This window comes from Pseudomonas sp. St290 (genome assembly GCF_018325805.1).
GTDB classification, from domain to species: Bacteria; Pseudomonadota; Gammaproteobacteria; order Pseudomonadales; family Pseudomonadaceae; genus Aquipseudomonas; species Aquipseudomonas bijieensis.
Map to the genome: position 1 here is coordinate 2,137,295 of NZ_AP014703.1, position 21,209 is coordinate 2,158,503.

A 21,209-nucleotide genomic window follows, 5' to 3' on the forward strand; every position below is an offset into this window, starting at 1 on the left:
CTAAATCACCGTTTGCTTTTGATGATGGTGCCCAGGCCTTGCAGATAGGCCACCAGCGCGTCCATTTCAGTCTTGCCCTTGACCGCATCCTTGGCACCGGCGATGTCTTCGTCGGTGTAAGGCACGCCCAGGGTGCGCAGGACTTCCATTTTCTTGGCGGTGTCTTTGCCGTCGAGCTTGTTTTCTACGAGGAACGGGTAGGCCGGCATTTTCGACTCGGGCACCACGTTGCGCGGGTTGTACAAGTGCGCACGCTGCCAGTCGTCGGAGTAGCGGCCGCCAACGCGGGCCAGGTCCGGACCAGTACGCTTGGAACCCCACAGGAACGGGTGGTCCCAGACGCTTTCACCGGCCACCGAGTAATGACCGTAGCGTTCGGTCTCGGCGCGGAACGGACGGATCATCTGCGAATGGCAGCCGACACAACCGTTGGCGATATAGATGTCGCGGCCTTCCAGTTCAAGGGCGGTCCGCGGCTTCATGCCTTCGACCGGCTTGTTGGTCACGTCCTGGAAGAACAGCGGGACGATCTGGGTCAGGCCGCCGATGCTCACGGCGATGACCATGAAGAAGGCCAGCAGGCCGATATTCTTCTCTACTGCTTCGTGCTTCATCAGTGAGCTCCAACTACGGCGATCTTGGCGGCGGCTTCAGCTTCAGCCGGGTCAGAGGCACGAACGGTGCGGTACACGTTGTAGGCCATCAACAGCATGCCGCTGGCGAAGAACGCGCCGCCCAGGGCACGGACGATGAAGCCAGGATGGCTGGCTTGCAGCGCTTCGACGAACGAGTAGGTCAGGGTGCCGTCGTCGTTGATCGCACGCCACATCAGGCCCTGGGTGATGCCGTTGACCCACATCGAGGCGATGTAGAGCACGGTGCCGATGGTTGCGAGCCAGAAGTGCGCGTTGATCAGGCCGGTGCTGTGCATCTGCGCACGACCGAACAGTTTCGGGATCATGTGGTAGATGGCGCCGATGGAGATCATCGCCACCCAGCCGAGCGCACCGGCGTGTACGTGGCCGATGGTCCAGTCGGTGTAGTGGCTCAGGGAGTTGACGGTCTTGATCGCCATCATCGGACCTTCGAAGGTCGACATGCCGTAGAACGCCAGCGACACCACCAAAAAGCGCAGGATCGGGTCGGTGCGCAGCTTATGCCAGGCGCCCGACAGGGTCATCATGCCGTTGATCATGCCGCCCCAGCTTGGTGCCAGCAGGATGATCGACATCGCCATGCCCAGGGACTGGGCCCAGTCTGGCAGTGCGGTGTAGTGCAGGTGGTGGGGACCGGCCCAGATGTACAGGGTGATCAGCGCCCAGAAGTGCACGATGGACAGGCGATAGGAATAGATCGGACGCTCGGCCTGTTTCGGCACGAAGTAGTACATCATCCCCAGGAAGCCGGTGGTCAGGAAGAAGCCCACGGCGTTGTGGCCATACCACCACTGGATCATCGCATCCGTCGCGCCCGAGTAGGCCGAGTACGACTTGAAGAAGCTGACCGGCAGGGAAGCGTGGTTGACGATGTGCAGCATGGCAGTCACGACGATGAAGGCACCGTAGAACCAGTTACCGACGTAGATGTGCTTGGTCTTGCGCTTGACGATGGTGCCGAAGAACACCAGACCGTAGGTCACCCAGACAATGGCCAGCAGGATAGCCAGGGGCCATTCCAGCTCAGCGTATTCCTTGGTGGTGGTGTAACCCAGTGGCAGGGTCACGATCGCACCCACGATAACCGCTTGCCAGCCCCAGAAGGTGAAGGCGGCGAGGCTGTCGGAGATCAGTCGCGTTTGGCAGGTTCGCTGCACGACGTAGTAAGAAGTGGCAAACAATGCACAACCACCGAAGGCGAAGATCACCAGGTTGGTGTGCAGCGGGCGCAGGCGTCCAAATGTCGTCCATGGCAGATCGAAGTTCAACTCCGGCCAGACCAGTTGCGAGGCGATGAAGACACCGAGCCCCATGCCAAGGATCCCCCAGACCACCGTCATGATGGCGAACTGGCGGACTACCTTATAGTTATAAGCAGTCGGACTGATTGCTGTGCTCATTCTAAGGTTCCACGGTTTGGGTGTTTTATTAGGATAAAAATCGGTCGCAAGTATGGAGAAAGCGGGGGGTCATTGCAACGCGCCATGACCTGGGTCAATGCTTTCCGAAGCTGATTCTGCGGCCTTTCCATGTTCCGTGTAGGGACAAAAATGGCCCACGGCAAAATGTCGCAACGAAGGAAAGAGGCGAGGGGGGCAGGTCGGTTGTAACGGGGTGTGTTCGAACACAACGTTCGGGTGATGCCAGGCAACTGTCGCAACAGCCGGTATTCACCTGCCTTTGCGGCCTTTTTGACGAACGATTGTCGAACGCATCGGGTCGGGTCGACCTGAAACCGGCAGTCGCCAGCGCACGCAAAGGCAAGCTTAGACGCGATTGCGGGGAACCGAAAGGAAGACTATGGGAGGGGTGCGACAATGCGTCGCGCAGGGACACAAAACAGCCGCATCCAGATGAATGCGGCTGTTTATGCGGTCAGGATTTATTCGCTTTTGTGTTCGGCTTGCAGGCGCTCTGCACCGGCCGTGTGGGACAGGCTGTAGACGTAGGCGGCAAGCAACTGCACCTTGTCATTGCCCAACAACTCACTCTGCGCGGGCATATGGCCCTGGCGACCATGGCGAATGGTCTGCTGCAATTGGGCCAGGCTGGTGCCGTAGATGAAGCCGGCCGGTTGCGTCAGGTTCGGCGCACCCATGGCTTCGGTCCCTTGGCCATTGGCCCCGTGGCAGGCGACACAGGTGGTGTTGAAGGCCTGCTGGCCGGCTTGCAGGTCGGCACCGCTGTCCGCTGGCAGCGGCAGGCCGGCCAAGTCGTGGCGTACGTACGCGGCCACGTTCTTGACTCCGGCCTCCCCCAGCACTTCACCCCAGGCCGGCATTGCCGCCATGCGACCGCCCATGATGGTGGTCTTGATGGTGTCGGCAGCGCCACCCCAGCGCCAGTTGCTGTCGGCCAGGTTCGGGAAGCCGAAGGCGCCCTTGGCGTCCGAGCCGTGGCAGACCGAGCAGTTGGAGGCGAACAAACGGCCACCCATCTTCAGGGCCTGTGGGTCCTTGGCGACTTCTTCCACGGGCATGGCAGCGAATTTGGCGAAGATCGGCCCGAACTTGGCGTCGGCCTTGGCCATTTCCTTTTCCCATTCATGGGCGCCGGTCCAGCCGTTCTCGTAGCCTGGCAGGATGCCTTTCCAGTTGCCCAGGCCTGGATAGAGGACCAGGTAGCCGACGGAAAACACCAGGGTGCCGGCGAACAACAGGAACCACCACTGCGGCAGCGGGTTGTCGTACTCCTCGATGCCGTCGAAGCTGTGGCCCATGGTCTGGTCGACGCTGCCCTTGGTCTCGCCCTTGCGAGTGCCGATCAGCAGCCACGTCAGGCCGATGAGGCTGCCGATGGTCAGTACGCAGATCCACGTACTCCAGAAGGTGGTCATGGCCGGGTACTCCTTGTTGCAGGGTCTTGGGGGGTGGCGATATCGGCGGACGGCTCGTCGGCGAACGGCAGCAGGCGCGCCTGGGCGAATTCCGGCCCGCGCTTGCTGCTGAATACCCACAGGGTCAGGCCGATGAAGGCGATGAACACCACGACGGTGCCCAGGCCGCGGATCATTCCTGTACTCATTTCAAGAACCATGGCTCACCTCTTGCTCTTGATGGCAGTGCCGAGCACTTGCAGGTAGGCCACCAGCGCGTCCATTTCGGTCTTGCCCTTGAGCGAGGCCACGCTGCCCGTGATGTCGTCGTCGGTGTACGGCACGCCCAGGGTGCGCATGGCGCGCAGCTTGCCTTCGGTGTGGCTGCTGTCCACCGCTTGGCTAACCAGCCATGGATAGGCCGGCATTTTCGATTCGGGCACGACGTTGCGCGGGTTGTACAAGTGGGCGCGGTGCCAGTCATCGGAGTAACGCGCGCCGACCCGGGCCAGGTCCGGTCCGGTCCGCTTGGAACCCCACAGGAACGGGTGGTCCCAGACGCTTTCGCCGGCCACCGAGTAGTGGCCGTAGCGCTCGGTCTCGGCGCGGAACGGACGGATCATCTGCGAGTGGCAGCCGACGCAGCCTTCGCGGATGTAGATGTCGCGGCCTTCCAGTTGCAGGGCGGTGTAGGGCTTCATGCCGTCCACCGGCTTGTTGGTCACGTCCTGGAAGAACAGCGGGACGATCTGGGTCAGGCCACCAATGCTCACGGCCAGGACCATCAGCAGCATCAGCAGGCCGACGTTTTTTTCGATTGTTTCGTGTTTCATGGTGGACTCCTCAGGCCATCTGCGCGGCAGCGGCGGCTTCGGCAGGCTGGTAGGCCCGCACGGTGCGCCAGGTGTTGTAGGCCATCAGCAGCATGCCGAGGAGGAAGATCGCCCCGCCCGCCAGCCGTACGATGAAGCCAGGGTGGCTGGCCACCAGGGTTTCGACGAAGGAGTAGGTGAGCGTGCCGTCCTCGTTCACTGCGCGCCACATCAGGCCCTGGGCGATGCCGTTGACCCACATCGAGGCGATGTAGAGCACGGTGCCGATGGTCGCGAGCCAGAAGTGCGCATTGATCAGGCCGATGCTGTGCATCTGTGGCCGGCCGAAGACTTTCGGGATCATGTGGTACAGCGCACCGATGGAAATCATCGCCACCCAGCCGAGTGCACCGGCATGTACGTGGCCGATGGTCCAGTCGGTGTAGTGGGAGAGGGCGTTGACGGTCTTGATCGCCATCATCGGACCTTCGAAGGTCGACATGCCGTAGAACGCCAGGGACACCACCAGGAACCGCAGGATCGGGTCGCTGCGCAACTTATGCCAGGCACCCGACAGGGTCATCATGCCGTTGATCATGCCGCCCCAGCTTGGCGCCAGCAGGATCAGCGACATCACCATGCCCAGGGACTGTGCCCAGTCCGGCAGCGCGGTGTAGTGCAGGTGGTGTGGGCCGGCCCAGATATACAGGGTGATCAGCGCCCAGAAGTGGACGATGGACAGGCGATAGGAATACACCGGACGTTCGGCCTGCTTCGGCACGAAGTAGTACATCATCCCCAGAAAGCCTGCGGTGAGGAAAAAGCCCACGGCGTTGTGGCCGTACCACCATTGCACCATCGCATCCGTGGCCCCGGCGTACACCGAGTAGGATTTGGTGAAGCTCACCGGCAGTTCCAGGTTGTTGACGATGTGCAGGATCGCCACAGTCAGGATGAAGCCGCCGAAGAACCAGTTACCGACGTAGATGTGCTTGGTGTTGCGCTTGGCCACGGTACCGAAGAACACGATGGCGTAGGCCACCCAGACGATGGTGATCAGGATGTCGATCGGCCATTCCAGTTCGGCGTATTCCTTGGAACTGGTGTAGCCCAGTGGCAGGCTGATGGCCGCCAGCAGGATCACCAGTTGCCAGCCCCAGAAGCAGAACGCGGCGATTTTCGGCGCGAACAGCTGTGTCTGGCAGGTGCGTTGCACCGAGTAGAACGAACTGGCAAACAACGCACAGCCGCCAAAGGCGAAGATCACTGCGTTGGTGTGCAGTGGGCGCAGTCGGCCGAAGCTGGTCCAGGGCAAATCGAAGTTGAGCTGTGGCCAGACCAATTGGGCGGCGAGAAAAACCCCGAGCCCCATGCCGACGATGCCCCACACCACCGTCATAATGGCGAATTGGCGGACCACCTTGTAGTTGTAGGCGGTACTGATAGAAGTGTTCATGGTTCCCCATCCACGGTTCAGCCGAAGTGAGCGCCTGCGCAAGGCAGTGCGGCGTCTTCGCCTGGAGTTATAGGCAGACTAAAAGCGAGGCAAGCATGGACAAACAGCACAAGGCCAGTATTGACGGGGATCAATGGGGGCGGTGCGTGGAAGAACATGGCTGGCTGTGGACGGCCGCGCAGCCGGGCGTTCGCGCCACGCCCGCGACCCTGATCCTGGCCCACGGTGCCGGTGCTCCGATGGACAGCGGTTTCATGGAAGAAATGGCCGCGCGCCTTGCCGCGCATGGGGTCAACGTGTTGCGTTTCGAGTTCCCCTACATGGCCCTGCGGCGCCTGGATGGGGGCCGGCGCCCACCCAACCCGACACCTAAGCTGCTGGAATGCTGGCGTGAGGTGTACGCCACGGTGCGGCCTTATGTCGCTGGACGGCTGGCCATTGGCGGCAAGTCCATGGGCGGGCGGATGGCGAGTTTGCTGGCCGACGAATTGGGGGCCGACGCGTTGGTGTGCCTGGGCTATCCCTTCTATGCGGTGGGCAAGCCGCAGAAACCGCGAGTCGAGCACCTGGCGACGTTGAAGACCCGGGCCTTGATCGTCCAGGGCGAGCGCGATGCGTTGGGCAATCGTGGGGCGGTGCAGGGATATACATTGTCACCCAGCATCGAGGTGATGTGGTTGGTGGCGGGCGATCATGATTTGAAACCGCTGAAGGCTTCGGGGTTTAGCCATGAGCAGCATCTGGAGGCGGCGGCGCAGGGAGTGGCCGGGTTCCTGTCTCAAGACTGATGCTGCCAGTCATGGCCTCATCGCGAGCACGCTCGCTCCCGCAGTGGAATTCATTTGAATGAGCGACTCACAACCCCTGTGGGAGCGAGCCTGCTCGCGATGGCGGCCCGCCAGGCAATAAAAAAACCGGACGCTTTCGCTGTCCGGGTTTTTCTGTTCCAGCCAACGATCAGCGGTTAAACCGCTCCACCAACGAATACTGCGTATTGGCCGTGCGGGTCAGTTCTTCGCTCAGCAACGCCGAGCTGTGGGCCTGGCCCGAGGTCTGGTCGGCCAGTTCCGAGATGTTGCTGATGTTGCGGCTGATCTCTTCGGCCACCGAACTCTGCTCTTCGGTAGCGGCAGCGATCTGTGTGGTCATGTCGGTGATGTTGGCCACTGCTTCGCTGATCCCCACCAGCGCCGCGTCCGCCTCCATGACCCGCGCCACGCCTTCTTCGGCCTGCCGATGGCCGGCGTCCATGGTCTGCACGGCGTTGGTGGCGGTCTGCTGGAGCTTGGCGATCAGGGCGTGGATCTGCCCGGTGGATTCGCTGGTGCGTTGCGCCAATTGCCGCACTTCATCGGCCACTACGGCAAAGCCGCGGCCCATTTCCCCGGCGCGGGCCGCTTCGATGGCGGCGTTGAGGGCCAGCAGGTTGGTCTGGTCGGCGATGCCTTTGATCACGTCCACCACGCCGCCGATCTCGTCGCTGTCCTTGGCCAGTTGGGTCACGGTCTGGCCCGTTTCGCCGACCACCACCGACAGACGCTCGATGGCGTCACGGGTTTCCCCGGCGATATCGCGGCCGCGGCTGGTCAGGCGATTGGCTTCCTGGGTGGCATCGGCGGTGCGCTGCACGTGGCTGGCGACTTCCTGGGTCGTTGCCGCCATCTGGTTGACAGCCGTGGCGACCTGTTCGGTCTCTACCCGCTGGCGCTCCAGGCCGTTGGAGCTGTCATGGGCCAGGTTGTTGGACTGGCGAGCCTGTTCGTTAAGGTGCTCGGCGGTGTCCTGCAGACGGGTCAGGCAGGTCTTCAGGCGCGCTTCCTGGCTGAGGATCGACATCTCCAGGCGTGCCTGGACGCCGCGGCTGTCGGTGTACATCCGGGCGATCAGCGGGTCGGACGTGGTTTGTTCGGCCAGGCGCAGCAGGCGCTTGATCCCGCGTTGCTGCCATTGCAGGCCCATCAGCCCCAAGGGCACTGACAGCACGGCCGCCAGGGCAAAGCCCCAGTGGGAATTCAGGAAGGCACCCACGACGAAGCTCAGTTGGCTGACCAGAATGAACGGCAGCCAGTCCTGTAGCATCGGCAGCCATTTGTCGCTGCCCGGAACCGCGGACTTGCCTTGGTTGATGCGTAGGTAAAGGGCTTCGGCGCGGCTGATCTGCTCGGCGGAAGGTTTGACCCGCACCGATTCGTAGCCGACCACCTGATTGCCCTCGAACACGGGCGTGACGTAGGCGTTGACCCAGTAATGGTCACCGTTCTTGCTGCGATTCTTGACGATGCCCATCCATGGCAAGCCTTGTTTGAGCATGCCCCACATGTGCGCGAACACAGCGGATGGGACATCGGGATGGCGCACCAGGTTGTGCGGCGAACGGATCAGTTCTTCCTTCGAATACCCGCTGATCTCGACGAACGCGTCGTTGCAGTAGGTGATTACGCCCTTGGTGTCGGTGGTAGAAATAAGTCGTTGCTGGGCCGGGAAGGTCCTTTCGCGTTGTGTGACGGGTTGGTTATTACGCATGGTGTGTAGATCCGCAAGGCTTTGAAAGGCTATGAAAGGTTGTCGGCGTCGTCAGGTTTTAGTTGAAGTTATTTTTGCCTGTCGCTATCACGCGAGCATCGGGTAGGTAAATAGGGCGAAATGAAGCAGGTTGAGCAGAAAGTGCGTGGCAATCGCCGCTCCCAGGCCACCAAAACGATACGCCAGGCCATAACCGACCCCCGCCAAGCCCGACAGCAGCACCCATTGCCACCCTGCGCCGGCGTGTACCAGGCCGAACAGCAGCGAGGCCAGGAGCAACGCCAGAGTGTCGCCATGGGCCAAATGTTTGAAGCGCTGGATCAAGCTCCCCTGAATGTAGCCACGAAACAGCGCTTCCTCCACGAGCGTCACCAATAAAAGATTATTGAGCATCCACAACCAGGCGTGATCCGGCCACTTCGGCGCCCAGTGGACCATGCCCAGCAGCACGGCTCCGCCGAGGGCCAGCAGCGCACTCACCGCCAGGCCCAGCGCCGTGGCCTGGACCGACAGGCGCAATGGGCGCCGGCCGACGATCCAGGGGCAGGCCAGTAACAGCCAGAAACCGATCAGCGGCTTGTCCTGGTTCAGGTACATCGCGAACGGTGCGGCATCGTCGGTCAGGCGTTGCGCCGGGATCACGCGCCCATTGAAGAACCCGGGCATCCAGTGCATGGCCAACGCCAATGCCATCACCGCGAAAAGGACGTGTCCGAGAAACCGACCCACCGGCATCTGCTGTTGACGAACCGCATACCCGGCAAACAGCAACAGCGCAATGGAAATGACCGCGGTCCAGGCCAGCTGGCCGTAGGCCAGGGCCAGGGTATAGCCAATGGAGAGGAGGGCCAGGTAGGGCCAGGGTAGGGCAGGCATATCACATCCTTTTGAGGCTGATGAACAGTTGTAGCGGGCAGGGCGGTCGGAACCGGCGGGATTATAGGCAGGCCCAAACGAAAACACCGCCCTTAAGCGGCGGTGTTTTCGTAGGACAGGTCTTTTTACGCTGCAATCAATTGCCGTAGGACATAGTGAAGGATCCCGCCGGCCTTGAAATACTCCACTTCATTCAAGGTATCGATCCGGCACAACACTTCGATTCGCTCTTGGCTGCCGTCCTCGCGGGTGATGACCAAGGGCAGGTTCATGCGCGGGGTCAGTTCGACGTCATTGAGTCCCAGGATGTCCAGGGTTTCCTTGCCCGTAAGGTTCAGGCTCTTGCGGTTCTGGTCGAGCTTGAACTGCAGCGGCAGCACGCCCATGCCCACCAGGTTGGAGCGATGGATGCGCTCGAAGCTTTCGGCGATCACCGCCTTGACCCCCAGCAGGTTCGTGCCCTTGGCTGCCCAGTCCCGGCTCGATCCGGTGCCATATTCCTGGCCGGCGATCACCACCAGTGGCGTGCCCGTGGCCTGGTACAGCATGGCGGCATCGTAGATCGGCATTCGTTCGCCGCTGGGGATGTAGATCGTGTTGCCGCCTTCTTCGCCGTCGAGCATTTCGTTGCGAATGCGGATATTGGCGAAGGTGCCGCGCATCATCACTTGGTGGTTGCCGCGTCTGGAGCCATAGGAGTTGAAGTCTCGCGGCTCTACGCCCTGTTCGCGCAGGTAGCGACCGGCGGGGCTGTCGGTCTTGATGTTGCCCGCCGGGGAGATATGGTCGGTGGTCACTGAATCGCCCAGCAGGGCCAGGACCCGGGCGCCCTCGACGTTCCTCACGACCGGTGGCGGCCCGTCGATGTTGTCGAAGAATGGCGGGTGCTGGATGTAGGTCGAGTCGTCCTGCCAGACGTAAGTCGCCGCTTGCGGCACTTCGATGGCCTGCCATTGTTCGTCACCGGCAAACACGGCGGCGTATTCCTTGTGGAACATGCTGGTGTTGACCTGGGCCACGGCGGCAGCCACTTCCTGGCTGCTGGGCCAGATGTCCCGCAGGTACACCGGGTTGCCGTCCCGGTCGTTGCCCAGCGGCTCGCTGCTGATGTCGATGCGCACGGTGCCGGCCAGGGCATAGGCGACCACCAGCGGCGGCGAGGCCAGCCAGTTGGTCTTCACCAGCGGATGCACCCGGCCTTCGAAGTTGCGGTTGCCCGACAGTACCGAGGCCACGGTCAGGTCGGCTTTCTGGATGGCCTTTTCGATGGGCTCCGGCAGCGGCCCGGAGTTGCCGATGCAGGTGGTGCAACCATAGCCCACCAGGTCGAAGCCGAGTTTATCCAGGTACTCCGTCAGGCCGGCCGCCTTGTAATAGTCGGTAACCACCTTGGAGCCCGGCGCCAGGGAACTCTTGACCCAAGGCTTGCGGGTAAGGCCCTTTTCCACGGCTTTTTTCGCCAGCAGTCCGGCGGCCATCATCACGCTGGGGTTGGAGGTGTTGGTGCAGGAAGTGATGGCTGCGATCACCACCGCGCCGTTTTTCAGGCGATGAGTGTGGCCTTCGAACTCGTATTCGGTTTCTCCCACCTGATCGGCGTTGCCTACCGCGACGCCACCGCCACCTTCGCTTTCCAGACGACCTTCTTCCTTGCTGGTGGGTTTGACCTGCAACCCCAGGAAATCACTGAAAGCCTGGCCGACATTCGGCAGCGAGACTCGGTCCTGAGGGCGTTTGGGGCCGGCGAGGCTGGCTTCTACGCTGCCCATGTCCAGCTCCAGTGTGTCGGTGAACACCGGCTCCTGGCCGGGCAGGCGCCACAGGCCCTGGGCCTTGCAATAGGCTTCCACCAGTTTCACCGTTTCCGCTGGCCGCCCCGACAGGCGCAAGTAGTCCAGGGTCACATCGTCCACCGGGAAGAAACCGCAGGTGGCGCCATATTCCGGGGCCATATTGGCGATGGTGGCGCGGTCGGCCAGGGGCAGGTCGGCAAGACCGTCGCCATAGAACTCGACGAATTTGCCCACCACGCCTTTCTTGCGCAGCATCTGCGTGACGGTCAGCACCAGGTCGGTGGCGGTGATGCCTTCGCGCAGCTTGCCGACGAGTTTGAAGCCGATGACCTCGGGAATCAGCATCGACACCGGTTGGCCGAGCATGGCGGCTTCCGCCTCGATCCCGCCGACGCCCCAGCCCAGTACGCCGAGGCCGTTGATCATGGTGGTGTGGGAGTCGGTGCCCACCAGCGTGTCCGGGAAGGCGTAGGTGCGGCCGTCTTCCTCTTTGGTCCACACGGTGCGGCCCAGGTATTCGAGGTTGACCTGATGGCAGATGCCGGTGCCCGGCGGCACTACGCTGAAATTGTCGAAGGCGCTCTGGCCCCAGCGCAGAAAGGCGTAGCGTTCGCCGTTGCGTTGCATTTCGATGTCGACGTTCTGCTCGAACGCCTGGCTGCTGGCGAACTTGTCGACCATCACCGAGTGGTCGATCACCAGGTCCACCGGCGACAGCGGGTTGATCCGCTGGGGATCGCCGCCGGCCTTTTCCACGGCGGCGCGCATGGCGGCCAGGTCGACCACGGCGGGAACCCCGGTGAAGTCTTGCATCAACACCCGGGCGGGGCGGTATTGAATCTCGCGCTCGGAACGACGTTCCTTGAGCCACCCGGCCAGGGCCTTGAGGTCGGTGCCGGTGACGGTTTTTTCATCTTCCCAGCGCAGCAGGTTTTCCAGCAGTACCTTCAATGACATGGGCAGTTTGTCCAGGTCGCCCAGGCTTCGGGCGGCATCCGGCAGGCTGAAGTAGTGGTAGGTCCTGGCGTCGACTTGCAGGGTTTTAAGGGTTTTCAGGCTATCGAGGGACGGCATTGAAATGACTCCTTTGAGTCCGCACGGCTACGGACTGACGGAACGGACAGAGCCTTTAACCTAGCCCTGTTTTGAGCGTATGACTAATCACTGGACTCTATAGGCAGGTTCGGGGTTCCGAACTCCGCTATGATGCGCCGGTTTTCGTGACAGGCTTTGCTACGGAGTTTCAATGAACACGCTTTTTATGCACTGCCGGCCGGGCTTCGAAGGCGAGGTCTGTTCCGAGATCGCCGAACACGCGGCCCGGCTCAACGTGGCCGGCTACGCCAAGGCCAAACCGGCCAGCGCCTGCGCCGAATTTGTCTGCACTGAGGAGGACGGCGCCGAGCGGTTGATGCGTGGGCAGCGTTTTGCCGAGCTGATTTTTCCGCGCCAGTGGGCCCGTGGCACGTTCATTGATTTACCGGAAACCGACCGTATCAGCGTGATTCTGGCTCACATGGCTGACTTCCCGACCTGCGGCAGCCTCTGGCTGGAGGTGGTAGACACCAACGACGGCAAGGAACTGTCGAACTTCTGCAAGAAATTCGAAGGCCCGCTGCGCAAGGCATTGAGTGGCGCCGGCAAGTTGATGGACGATCCGCGCAAACCGCGCCTGCTGCTGACCTTCAAGAGTGGCCGCGAAGTCTTCCTGGGCCTGGCGGACGCGGATAATTCGGCGATGTGGCCGATGGGCATCCCGCGCTTGAAGTTCCCCAGGGAAGCGCCGAGCCGCTCGACCCTCAAGCTCGAAGAAGCCTGGCACCATTTCATCCCCCGGGACCAGTGGGACGAGCGCCTGCACAGTGACATGACCGGTGTGGACCTTGGTGCCGCGCCGGGTGGCTGGACCTGGCAACTGGTCAACCGGGGCATGTTGGTGACGGCCATCGACAATGGTCCGATGGCCGAAAGCCTGATGGACACCGGCCTGGTGCAGCATCTGATGGCGGATGGCTTCACATTCAAGCCCAAGCAGCCGGTGGACTGGATGGTCTGCGACATCGTCGAGAAACCGGCGCGCAACGCGGCGATGCTGGAAGAGTGGATTGGCGAAGGGCATTGCCGCGAGGCGGTGGTCAATCTCAAGCTGCCGATGAAACAGCGCTACGCTGAGGTCAAACGCCTGCTCGAACGCATCGCCGAGGGCTTCAAGGCCCGGGGTATCAAGGTCGAGATCGGTTGCAAGCAGCTGTACCACGACCGCGAGGAAGTGACGTGCCATCTGCGGCGGTTGGATACCAATAAGCCCCGTGGGAGCAAAGCTGTGGGAGCAAAGCTTGCTCGCGATGAACGGTGACACGGTCTGGCAACTGAGGTGCCTGCATCGCGGGCAAGCCTTGCTCCCACAGTTTGGCTTTCACATGTTTGCGATTCCACAGGCTTTGCTCTCACCCGACATTGCGCGACAATGCCGGCCAGTTTCAGGAGTAGAACATGAGTGAAATGAACAACACGCCGGTCGACGGCACGCTGGATGCCACCGGCCTCAATTGCCCGGAACCGGTGATGATGCTGCACCAGCACATCCGCGACCTGGCCCCCGGTGGCCTGCTGAAAGTCATCGCCACCGACCCATCGACTCGCCGCGACATCCCCAAGTTTTGCGTGTTCCTGGACCACGAACTGGTGGCCCAGCAGGAAGAGGCGGGCACTTACCTCTACTGGATCCGTAAGAAACTCGCTTAATCCATCGAGCGGCTGAGGCGGATCTGCTTGCGCGCGCTACGTGCCAGGCGGATCGACAGCATCAGCGCCGCGCAGCTCAAGCCCACGATCAGGCCTTGCCACAACCCGCTCGGGCCGCTGGCCGCGCCGAGCCAGTCGGTCAGGCCCAAGGCGTAACCTACCGGCAGGCCGATGCCCCAATAGGCGAACAAGGTCAGGATCATCGTCACCCGGGTGTCCTGGTAGCCGCGCAACGCGCCCGCCGCCGTGACCTGGATCGCATCGGAAAACTGGAACAGCGCCGCGTAGACGATCAGCATCGACGCCACCTCGATCACCACCGGATCGGCGGTATAGATCGCCGCGATAGGTCCGCGCAGTGCGAACATCAGGCTTGCCGACAGACAGGCGTACGCCAAGGCCGTGCCCATCCCCACCCCGGCGGCGAAGCGCGCTTCGCGGGGCTGGCGCCGGCCCAGCGCCTGGCCGACCCGCACGGTGACAGCCATGCCCAGGGAATAGGGGATCATGAACACCAATGAACTGAAGTTCAGCGCGATCTGGTGCCCGGCCACCACCGTGGCGCCGAGGCTGCCGATCAGCAACGCGATCACTGCGAAAATACTCGATTCGGCGAACACCGCGATGCCGATCGGCAAGCCGATGCCCAGCAGGCGCTTGATGACGGCCCATTGCGGCCAGTCGAAACGGCTGAACAACCGGCTCGACTGATAGGCCGGTGCCCACCGGGCCCAACCGGCCATGCCCAGGGCCATGACCCACATCACGATGGCCGTGGCCCAGCCACACCCGACGCCGCCCATGGCGGGCACGCCCAGGTGCCCATAGATGAAGATGTAATTGAGCGGAATGTTCAGCGCCAGCCCGCACAACCCCAGCACCATCGCCGGCCGCGTGCGACCCAGGCCGTCGCTGAAGCAGCGCAGCACGTGATACAGCGCCACGGCCGGCAGGCCCGTGCCGATGCCTCGCAGGTATTCCATGCACGGGCCGATCAATTCAGGATCGACCTTCATGACGTGCAGGATCGGTTCGGCGCTGAACAGCGCCAGCGTCGCGATCAACCCCACCACCAATGCCAACCACAGCGCCTGGCGTACCAGCGGCCCGATCTCGTTGAACGTCCCGGCACCGAAACGCTGGGCAACTTTTGGCGTGGTCGCCAGCAATGTGCCGGTCATCAACAGGAACACCGGCACCCAGATCGAGTTGCCCAGTGCCACCGCCGCCAGGTCTCGTGGACCGACCCGACCGGCCATCACCGCATCGACGAAGCCCATGGCGGTGGTCGCCAACTGCGCGACCATGATCGGCAGGGCCAGGGCCAGCAACGTCTTGAATTCCAGGCGAACCCGGGCCGGGCGGGAGAGGGTGGTGGGGGTGTCGATCACAGGATTCACAGGGCAAGCGTCCGAAAAGGTTAAGCGCAGGGCGGCGAATTCTACGCTTTGACGCAGTGGTCAGGAAAAAACCTGTGTTGTGGATTTGTAATCGCTTTTTCAGTTTTCGAGCACCTGTGGGAGCAAGGCTTGCCCGCGATGAAGCTGATGCGGCCTCCCAAGGAACCGAGGCGCCTGCATCGCGAGTAAGCTTTGCTCCCACATAATCCCTCGCCACAACATCATTCGCTCCGGGTAATGCACAGGTCCAACGGAACGCCTACACTGCCCATCCCGCCAAAGGAGCTTCGCCATGCTGATCGTCGCCGACGAAAACATTCCCCTGCTCGATGCATTTTTCCAAGGGTTCGGCGAAATTCGCCGGGTCCCGGGCCGGGGGATCGACCGGACGATGGTCGAGCAAGCCGATGTGCTGCTGGTGCGTTCGGTCAGCCAGGTCAATCGAGCCTTGCTGGAAGGCAGCAAAGTGCGCTTTGTCGGCACCTGCACCATCGGCACCGATCACCTGGACCTGGATTATCTGGCCGAGGCCGGCATTCGCTGGGCCAGCGCACCCGGCTGCAATGCCCGTGGCGTGGTGGACTATGTGCTGGGCAGCCTGATGACCCTGGCGGAAATCGAAGGCGTGCAGCTTAAGCAGCGCACCTTCGGCGTGGTCGGTGCAGGCCAGGTGGGCGGGCGGTTGATCGAGGTGCTCAAGGGGCTTGGCTGGACCGTGAAGGTCTGCGATCCGCCGCGTCAGGCTGCCGAAGGGGGCGACTATGTGAGCCTGGAACAGATCATCGAACAGTGCGATGTGATCAGCCTGCACACACCGTTGACGCGCGACGGCGAGCAACCGACCTGGCACCTGTTCGACGAAGCGCGTCTGAACCAACTCAAGCCCGGGACCTGGCTGATCAATGCGGCCCGTGGGCCGGTGATCGATAACGCTGCGCTGCGCGAGGTGTTGCTGGAGCGCGAAGACTTGCAGGCGGTGCTGGATGTCTGGGAGCAGGAGCCCACCGTGGACGTGGACCTGGCGGACTTGTGCGTGATCGCCACCCCGCATATTGCCGGTTACAGCCTCGATGGTCGCCAGCGTGGCACCGCCCAGATCTACCAGGCCTTGTGTGCTTTCCTGGAGCGGCCGGTTGAAGTCAGCCTCAGCGACCTGTTGCCTCGGCCCTGGCTGGGCGGTATCACCCTGGACGCCGAAACCGACCCGGCCTGGGCCTTGGCGGCGCTGTGCCGGAGCGTGTACGACCCGCGTGGTGACGACGCGAACTTTCGTCGCAGTCTGGTGGGCACGGTCAGCGAGCAACGCAGCGCGTTCGATGCTTTGCGCAAGCATTATCCGCCACGGCGGGAGATCGACAGCTTGAAGGTTCGTATCGAAGGGCAGTCCCCGACCTTGCAGCAGATCGTCACCGCGCTGGGCGCCACCATCGTCTAGACGCCTTTTGTGGCGAGGGGATTTATCCCCGCTGGGCTGCGCAGCAGCCCCATGGTTCAAAACTGACACACCGGATTCGTCAGATTTCAGGGAGTGCTTCGCACCCCAGCGGGGATAAATCCCCTCGCCACAGGTTTTGTGTCGGACCAGAGATCAATGGCAGCCTTGTCTTCCAGGCATAAAAAACCCGACATCAAGGTCGGGTTCAATCGAGACGGGCTGTATCACTTTTGTTCGGCAGGCTTGACCAGTCGTTTTTCCAGCTCGCTGCAGGCTTTCTGGATCATGTCCTCGGTGATCGGTACTTCGCGCCCTTGGGCATCGATGAACGAGCAGCCCAGAGACTGATCCGGTTGCGTGCGGATTACTTGAATCTTGTCGTCGCTGCTGTGTTGCAAGGACATGGCCTGTCTCCTCATCAGGTTGTGTGCCTACTTTAATGTCGCCAGGTGACCGAGCCATGACACTCCTTGTAGGTTCATGGCGACACCTCCACTCAATCAGAAACACAGTTGCGTTTCCAGCCAGACTTTAGACCGATAACATCTAGCCCCTAGTCGTTGTGGTCATATTTAACCTGACTCATTCTGATTCAAATAGGTTCCGCTGCGCTTTGGCGTCGCTGGCCGGCCTTTTCCCTGCTGCATTAACGGATGCTCTTGATGCTTTCTTCCCGACATCGCCGTGCCATACGCCTGGCCAGCGGCTTCATCGCCCCCTATCGCAAACAGGTCGCCGGCGCTTTGCTGGCCCTGATTGTCACCGCCGGTATTACCTTGTCCATGGGCCAAGGTATCCGCTTGCTGGTGGACCAGGGCTTCATGACCCGTTCACCACACCTGCTCAATCAATCCATCGGCCTGTTCATGGTGCTGGTGGTTGGGTTGGCGATCGGTACGTTTTCGCGTTTTTACCTAGTGTCCTGGATCGGCGAGCGGGTGGTGGCCGATATCCGGCGGCAGGTCTTCAACCATCTGGTGTACTTGCACCCGGGGTTCTACGAAAACAACCGCAGTTCGGAAATCCAGTCGCGGTTGACCGCCGATACGACCTTGCTGCAATCGGTGATCGGTTCGTCGCTGTCGTTGTTTTTGCGCAACGCCTTGATGGTGGTTGGCGGCATCGTGCTGCTGTTCATCACCAATCCCAAGTTGACCAGCATTGTGGTGATTGCCCTGCCGCTGGTCTTGGCGCCGATCCTGGTATTTGGTCGCCGGGTGCGCAGTTTGTCGCGCCAGAGCCAGGACCGCATTGCCGACGTAGGCAGCTACGTTTCCGAAACCCTCGGCCAGATCAAGACCGTGCAGGCTTATAACCACCAGGTCCAGGACGAGCAGCGATTCTCCGTGACGGTGGAGCAGGCCTTCGATACCGCTCGCAAACGCATCGCCCAGCGGGCCTGGCTGATCACCCTGGTGATCGTGCTGGTGCTGGGCGCGGTGGGGGTGATGCTCTGGGTCGGCGGCATGGATGTGATCGCCGGACGGATTTCCGGCGGTGAGCTGGCGGCATTCGTGTTCTACAGCCTGATCGTCGGCAGCGCCTTCGGTACCCTGAGTGAAGTGATCGGCGAGCTGCAACGGGCGGCGGGTGCGGCTGAGCGTATTGCCGAGTTGCTGCGTTCGGAAAACATCATCCAGCCGCCGGCTTCAGGCCTGGTGACCTTGCCGGCGCGGGTCCGCGGCGATTTGCGCCTCGAAGGCGTGCGTTTTTCCTATCCGTCCCGGCCGGACAGTTACGCGGTCGACGGTCTCGACCTGAGTATCAAAGCCGGTGAGACCCTGGCCCTGGTCGGGCCTTCCGGTGCGGGCAAGTCGACGGTCTACGATTTGCTGCTGCGTTTCTATGATCCGGTGCAAGGGCAGATCCTGATCGACGATGTGCCATTGACTCGACTCGATCCACTGGACCTGCGCCGCCACTTCGCCCTGGTTTCACAAAACCCGGCACTGTTCTTCGGCACGGTCGAAGAGAACATCCGCTATGGCAACCCGCAGGCGTCGTCGGAGCAGGTGCGCGAGGCCGCGCAGATCGCCTACGCCCACGACTTCATCGAAAAAATGCCCGACGGCTACCAGACTCACCTGGGTGACGGTGGCCTCGGGCTATCCGGCGGCCAGCGTCAACGCCTGGCCATCGCCCGGGCCTTGCTGGTGGACGCGCCGATCCTGCTGCTGGACGAAGCCACCAGCGCCCTCGATGCGCAAAGCGAACACCTGATCCAGCAAGCCTTGCCCAGCCTGATGAAAAACCGTACGACGTTGGTGATCGCCCACCGCCTGGCCACGGTGAAAAACGCCGATCGGATTGCGGTGATGGACCAGGGCAAGGTGGTTGCCGTGGGCACTCACCAGGAACTTGTCGCCAGCAATGCGCTGTATGCGCGGTTGGCGGCGTTGCAGTTCAATCAGCAGAGTGATGCGGTTCAGTGAGTCTGATGTTGAGATCCTGACGAGTCGAAACCAATGTGGGAGCGAGCCTGCTCGCGATAGCGTCAGATCAGTGACAATGATGTCGACTGTTACACCGCTATCGCGAGCAGGCTCGCTCCCACAGGGTCCAGCACCCGGCCAAGTAACCGACAAAAAATGCCCGTATCTTTCGAAACGGGCATTTTTTTGTTTTTCAGGAACAGCTTGCCGCTTGAAGCTCAACGCTTGCCGCTAACCCTCACTGATCATCGAAATACCGCTCATGCCAATCCACCAGCGGTTGCGGCGAGTTGAGTTTCTGGCCGTAGATCACCGAGTACGACAACACGTTCTGCACGTATTGGCGGGTTTCGTCGAACGGGATGCTTTCGACCCAGACGTCGAAACTCAAGTGGTCGGCGCCGCGCAGCCACTGGCGCACGCGACCGGGGCCGGCGTTGTAGGCCGCCGAGGCCAGGACGCGGTTGCCGTTGAACTGGCTGTGAACCTGGCTCAGGTAGGCCGCGCCCAACTGGATGTTCTTGTCCGGGTTCAACACTTGTTGGGGGGAGGCCAGGGGAATGCTGAACTTGCGCGCGGTTTCCTTGGCGGTGCCTGGCATCAGTTGCATCAGGCCGGCGGCGCCGACGCTGGAGCGGGCATCATCCATGAACGCACTTTCCTGCCGGGTAATGGCGAACGCCCAGCTTGGATGCAAGCCACGGATCTTGGCTTCGCGCACCAGGGTGTCGCGGTGGGCCATCGGGAAGCGGATGTCCAGGTCGTCCCAGTACTTGGCCTGGCTGATGGTGCGAATGGCCGGGAAATACCATTTCAGGTCGTAGGCCAGCTTCGCCTGGGCGACCATCTCGTCCCGGTTGAAATGCCGGCTGACGTGATACCACTCGCGGCGTCCGTCGACAATCTCTCCGCGGGCATGGAACTCCAGCGCCCGACGCACGCCGGGGGTGTTGCGCACCTTATTGATCAATGCCTGGCTCATCACCAGCGGCTTGTTCACCAACGAATACGGCGACTGGGAACGGTCGGCGGCCAGGAAACCATAGAAGTCCCGCTCACGGGCCAGGTGCTTGTAGAGCGTCAGGGCCTCGGGGTTCTGCGGCTGCGCCAACTCCAGGGTACGGGCTTGCCAGTACCGCCAGCGGTTGGTGCTGGCCAGCGACTCGGGCAGGCGGCGGGTCAATTGGTACGCATCGTCCCAACGGGCCAGGCGCAGCAGCAGGCGCAGGCGCCACTCCGAAACGGTGTCGTCGCGCAGTTCCGGGTCGTATTTCGTCATCACGTCCAGGGCCCGACCGTCGAAGCGCTTGGCCAGGGTCAGGCCGATCTCCCGGGCAATCGCGACTTTTTCATCCCGGGAAAAATGCATGGTGCTGGCGTAGCCATCCAGCAGCGCCATGGCTTTTTCCGGGTCCTGGCGGGCCAGGCGACGCAGGCCAAGGCTGACGATGTCGGACATCGGTTCATCGGCCGGGCTAAAGCGCGAGGGCTGGTTGAGCAACTCGGGCTTTTGCGCCACGTCCACCAGCAACTTGCCACGGGGGGCGAGGGTGGTCAGGCCGCTGACCAGGCTATTGGCCAGGGGATAATTGCGCGCCTGGGCGGCCAGTTTTGTCCGCTCCCAACGTTTCTGTTCGGTCAACTGGCCTTGGCCGGCCCACAGGCCGAACAACGCATCACAGGCTTGGGGCAGGGATTTGCCGGTGAGCCACAACTTCTCGGTGTTGGCGTAGCCTTCGGCCTTCAGGCCATGGCTGAGTTGGTACTGGGCGTTGAGGCAGTCCAGTTCGGTGAAATTGAGCTTGGGGTCGTAATACTCGACGAAGGTTTCCCAGTCGCCGCGTTCGGTCAGCCAACGCAACCAGCGCAGCTTCATCCAGTTGGCCTGGGGCAGGTCGCCGTGTTCGGCGAGGAATTTTTCGATTTCCGCGTTGCTGGCGCTCTTGAGGCGGGCGGTCAGTTCGTCATAGGCCAGGTACGGCTCCAGCGGATAATCACGCAGGGCCTGGCTGTAGCGAAAGTAGGGGCCGGAATCACCCTTGGCCAAGGCGCGCTTGGCTTCGTCGTAATACTGGCGCTGGGTGGAAATATCCACCGCCTGAGCGGTTTGAAAGGCAGTGGCACAGATGAAAAGACAAGATAAAGCACTGAAAAGGCGACTGCGCATGATACGTCCGGGCAGAAAAAACATGACAAGCCCAAGGGTTAACCCAGGGTAACTGCCTGTAGCTTAGCCTTTTGCCAGCAGCCGGCGAAAGCTTTGCGG

General features: G+C 61.9%; 17 protein-coding genes. 5 read left to right on the forward strand and 12 right to left on the reverse strand.

The features are described 5' to 3' along the window. Positions 1-5: 5 nt before the first annotated feature. The 6 genes from ccoO (PBDP_RS09370) to ccoN (PBDP_RS09395) form a co-directional block, all read right to left on the reverse strand. Positions 6-614, reverse strand: coding sequence for a cytochrome-c oxidase, cbb3-type subunit II (ccoO, locus tag PBDP_RS09370; RefSeq protein ID WP_018925301.1), 609 nt, complete (start codon positions 612-614; stop codon positions 6-8). Then, positions 614-2,056, reverse strand: coding sequence for a cytochrome-c oxidase, cbb3-type subunit I (gene ccoN / locus PBDP_RS09375; protein ID WP_063322203.1), 1,443 nt, complete (start codon positions 2,054-2,056; stop codon positions 614-616). The genes ccoO (PBDP_RS09370) and ccoN (PBDP_RS09375) overlap by 1 nt, the downstream gene beginning before the upstream one ends. Positions 2,057-2,538: 482 nt before the next feature. Next, positions 2,539-3,492 (reverse strand): cytochrome-c oxidase, cbb3-type subunit III, encoded by a 954-nt coding sequence (ccoP, locus tag PBDP_RS09380; protein WP_116831855.1) that lies wholly within the window; start codon positions 3,490-3,492, stop codon positions 2,539-2,541. Beyond that, positions 3,489-3,692, reverse strand: a complete 204-nt coding sequence (locus tag PBDP_RS09385; RefSeq protein ID WP_109751562.1) for a cbb3-type cytochrome oxidase subunit 3 — start codon at positions 3,690-3,692, stop codon at positions 3,489-3,491. The genes ccoP and PBDP_RS09385 overlap by 4 nt, the downstream gene beginning before the upstream one ends. A 3-nt stretch (positions 3,693-3,695) precedes the next feature. After that, on the reverse strand, positions 3,696-4,304 hold the full coding sequence (gene ccoO, locus PBDP_RS09390) for a cytochrome-c oxidase, cbb3-type subunit II (protein ID WP_109751563.1): 609 nt from the start codon (positions 4,302-4,304) through the stop codon (positions 3,696-3,698). A 10-nt stretch (positions 4,305-4,314) separates the two neighbouring features. Further along, the gene (gene ccoN, locus PBDP_RS09395) at positions 4,315-5,739 is read right to left on the reverse strand and encodes a cytochrome-c oxidase, cbb3-type subunit I (RefSeq protein WP_047227191.1); all 1,425 of its coding nucleotides are present in this window, start codon (positions 5,737-5,739) and stop codon (positions 4,315-4,317) included. A gap of 95 nt (positions 5,740-5,834) precedes the next feature. Between ccoN (PBDP_RS09395) and PBDP_RS09400 the strand changes: the two genes are divergently transcribed. Then, positions 5,835-6,527, forward strand: coding sequence for an alpha/beta family hydrolase (locus tag PBDP_RS09400; protein ID WP_212802136.1), 693 nt, complete (start codon positions 5,835-5,837; stop codon positions 6,525-6,527). Between the two features lie 169 nt (positions 6,528-6,696). Here PBDP_RS09400 and PBDP_RS09405 read toward each other — a convergent pair whose 3' ends face one another. The 3 genes from PBDP_RS09405 to acnA form a co-directional block, all read right to left on the reverse strand. After that, positions 6,697-8,262, reverse strand: a complete 1,566-nt coding sequence (locus PBDP_RS09405) for a methyl-accepting chemotaxis protein (RefSeq protein ID WP_109751565.1) — start codon at positions 8,260-8,262, stop codon at positions 6,697-6,699. 87 nt (positions 8,263-8,349) lie between these two features. Next, positions 8,350-9,138 carry a CPBP family intramembrane glutamic endopeptidase gene (locus PBDP_RS09410; protein WP_109751566.1) on the reverse strand — a complete coding sequence of 263 codons (789 nt, stop codon included), beginning with the start codon at positions 9,136-9,138 and terminating at the stop codon, positions 8,350-8,352. 125 nt (positions 9,139-9,263) lie between these two features. Further along, a complete protein-coding gene (gene acnA, locus PBDP_RS09415; RefSeq protein WP_116831858.1) occupies positions 9,264-12,005 on the reverse strand; it encodes an aconitate hydratase AcnA in 2,742 nt (913 codons plus the stop codon). 172 nt (positions 12,006-12,177) lie between these two features. On the opposite strand from acnA, the gene rlmM reads away from it, so the two are divergent. Beyond that, entirely contained in the window at positions 12,178-13,287 is a 1,110-nt protein-coding gene (gene rlmM, locus PBDP_RS09420) for a 23S rRNA (cytidine(2498)-2'-O)-methyltransferase RlmM (protein ID WP_116831859.1), read from the forward strand. Between the two features lie 137 nt (positions 13,288-13,424). Next, positions 13,425-13,676: a sulfurtransferase TusA gene (gene tusA / locus PBDP_RS09425; RefSeq protein WP_109751569.1), complete on the forward strand. Its 252-nt coding sequence runs from the start codon at positions 13,425-13,427 to the stop codon at positions 13,674-13,676. Here tusA and PBDP_RS09430 read toward each other — a convergent pair. Continuing rightward, positions 13,673-15,076, reverse strand: coding sequence for an MATE family efflux transporter (locus tag PBDP_RS09430; RefSeq protein WP_163854652.1), 1,404 nt, complete (start codon positions 15,074-15,076; stop codon positions 13,673-13,675). The two genes, tusA and PBDP_RS09430, sit on opposite strands and share 4 nt — an antisense overlap. Before the next feature lie 292 nt (positions 15,077-15,368). Here PBDP_RS09430 and pdxB point away from each other — a divergent pair, with 292 nt between their 5' ends. After that, complete coding sequence (pdxB, locus tag PBDP_RS09435) at positions 15,369-16,511, forward strand: 4-phosphoerythronate dehydrogenase PdxB (RefSeq protein ID WP_212802137.1); 1,143 nt, start codon at positions 15,369-15,371, stop codon at positions 16,509-16,511. Positions 16,512-16,735: 224 nt separating this feature from the next. Here pdxB and PBDP_RS09440 read toward each other — a convergent pair whose 3' ends face one another. Continuing rightward, entirely contained in the window at positions 16,736-16,915 is a 180-nt protein-coding gene (locus PBDP_RS09440) for a PA1571 family protein (RefSeq protein ID WP_003199629.1), read from the reverse strand. Between the two features lie 249 nt (positions 16,916-17,164). Here PBDP_RS09440 and PBDP_RS09445 point away from each other — a divergent pair, with 249 nt between their 5' ends. After that, on the forward strand, positions 17,165-18,943 hold the full coding sequence (locus PBDP_RS09445; RefSeq protein WP_162893807.1) for an ABC transporter transmembrane domain-containing protein: 1,779 nt from the start codon (positions 17,165-17,167) through the stop codon (positions 18,941-18,943). Between the two features lie 238 nt (positions 18,944-19,181). Here the strand turns inward: PBDP_RS09445 and PBDP_RS09450 are convergent, their stop codons facing one another. Beyond that, a complete protein-coding gene (locus PBDP_RS09450; RefSeq protein ID WP_212802138.1) occupies positions 19,182-21,110 on the reverse strand; it encodes a transglycosylase SLT domain-containing protein in 1,929 nt (642 codons plus the stop codon). Positions 21,111-21,209 lie beyond the last annotated feature (99 nt).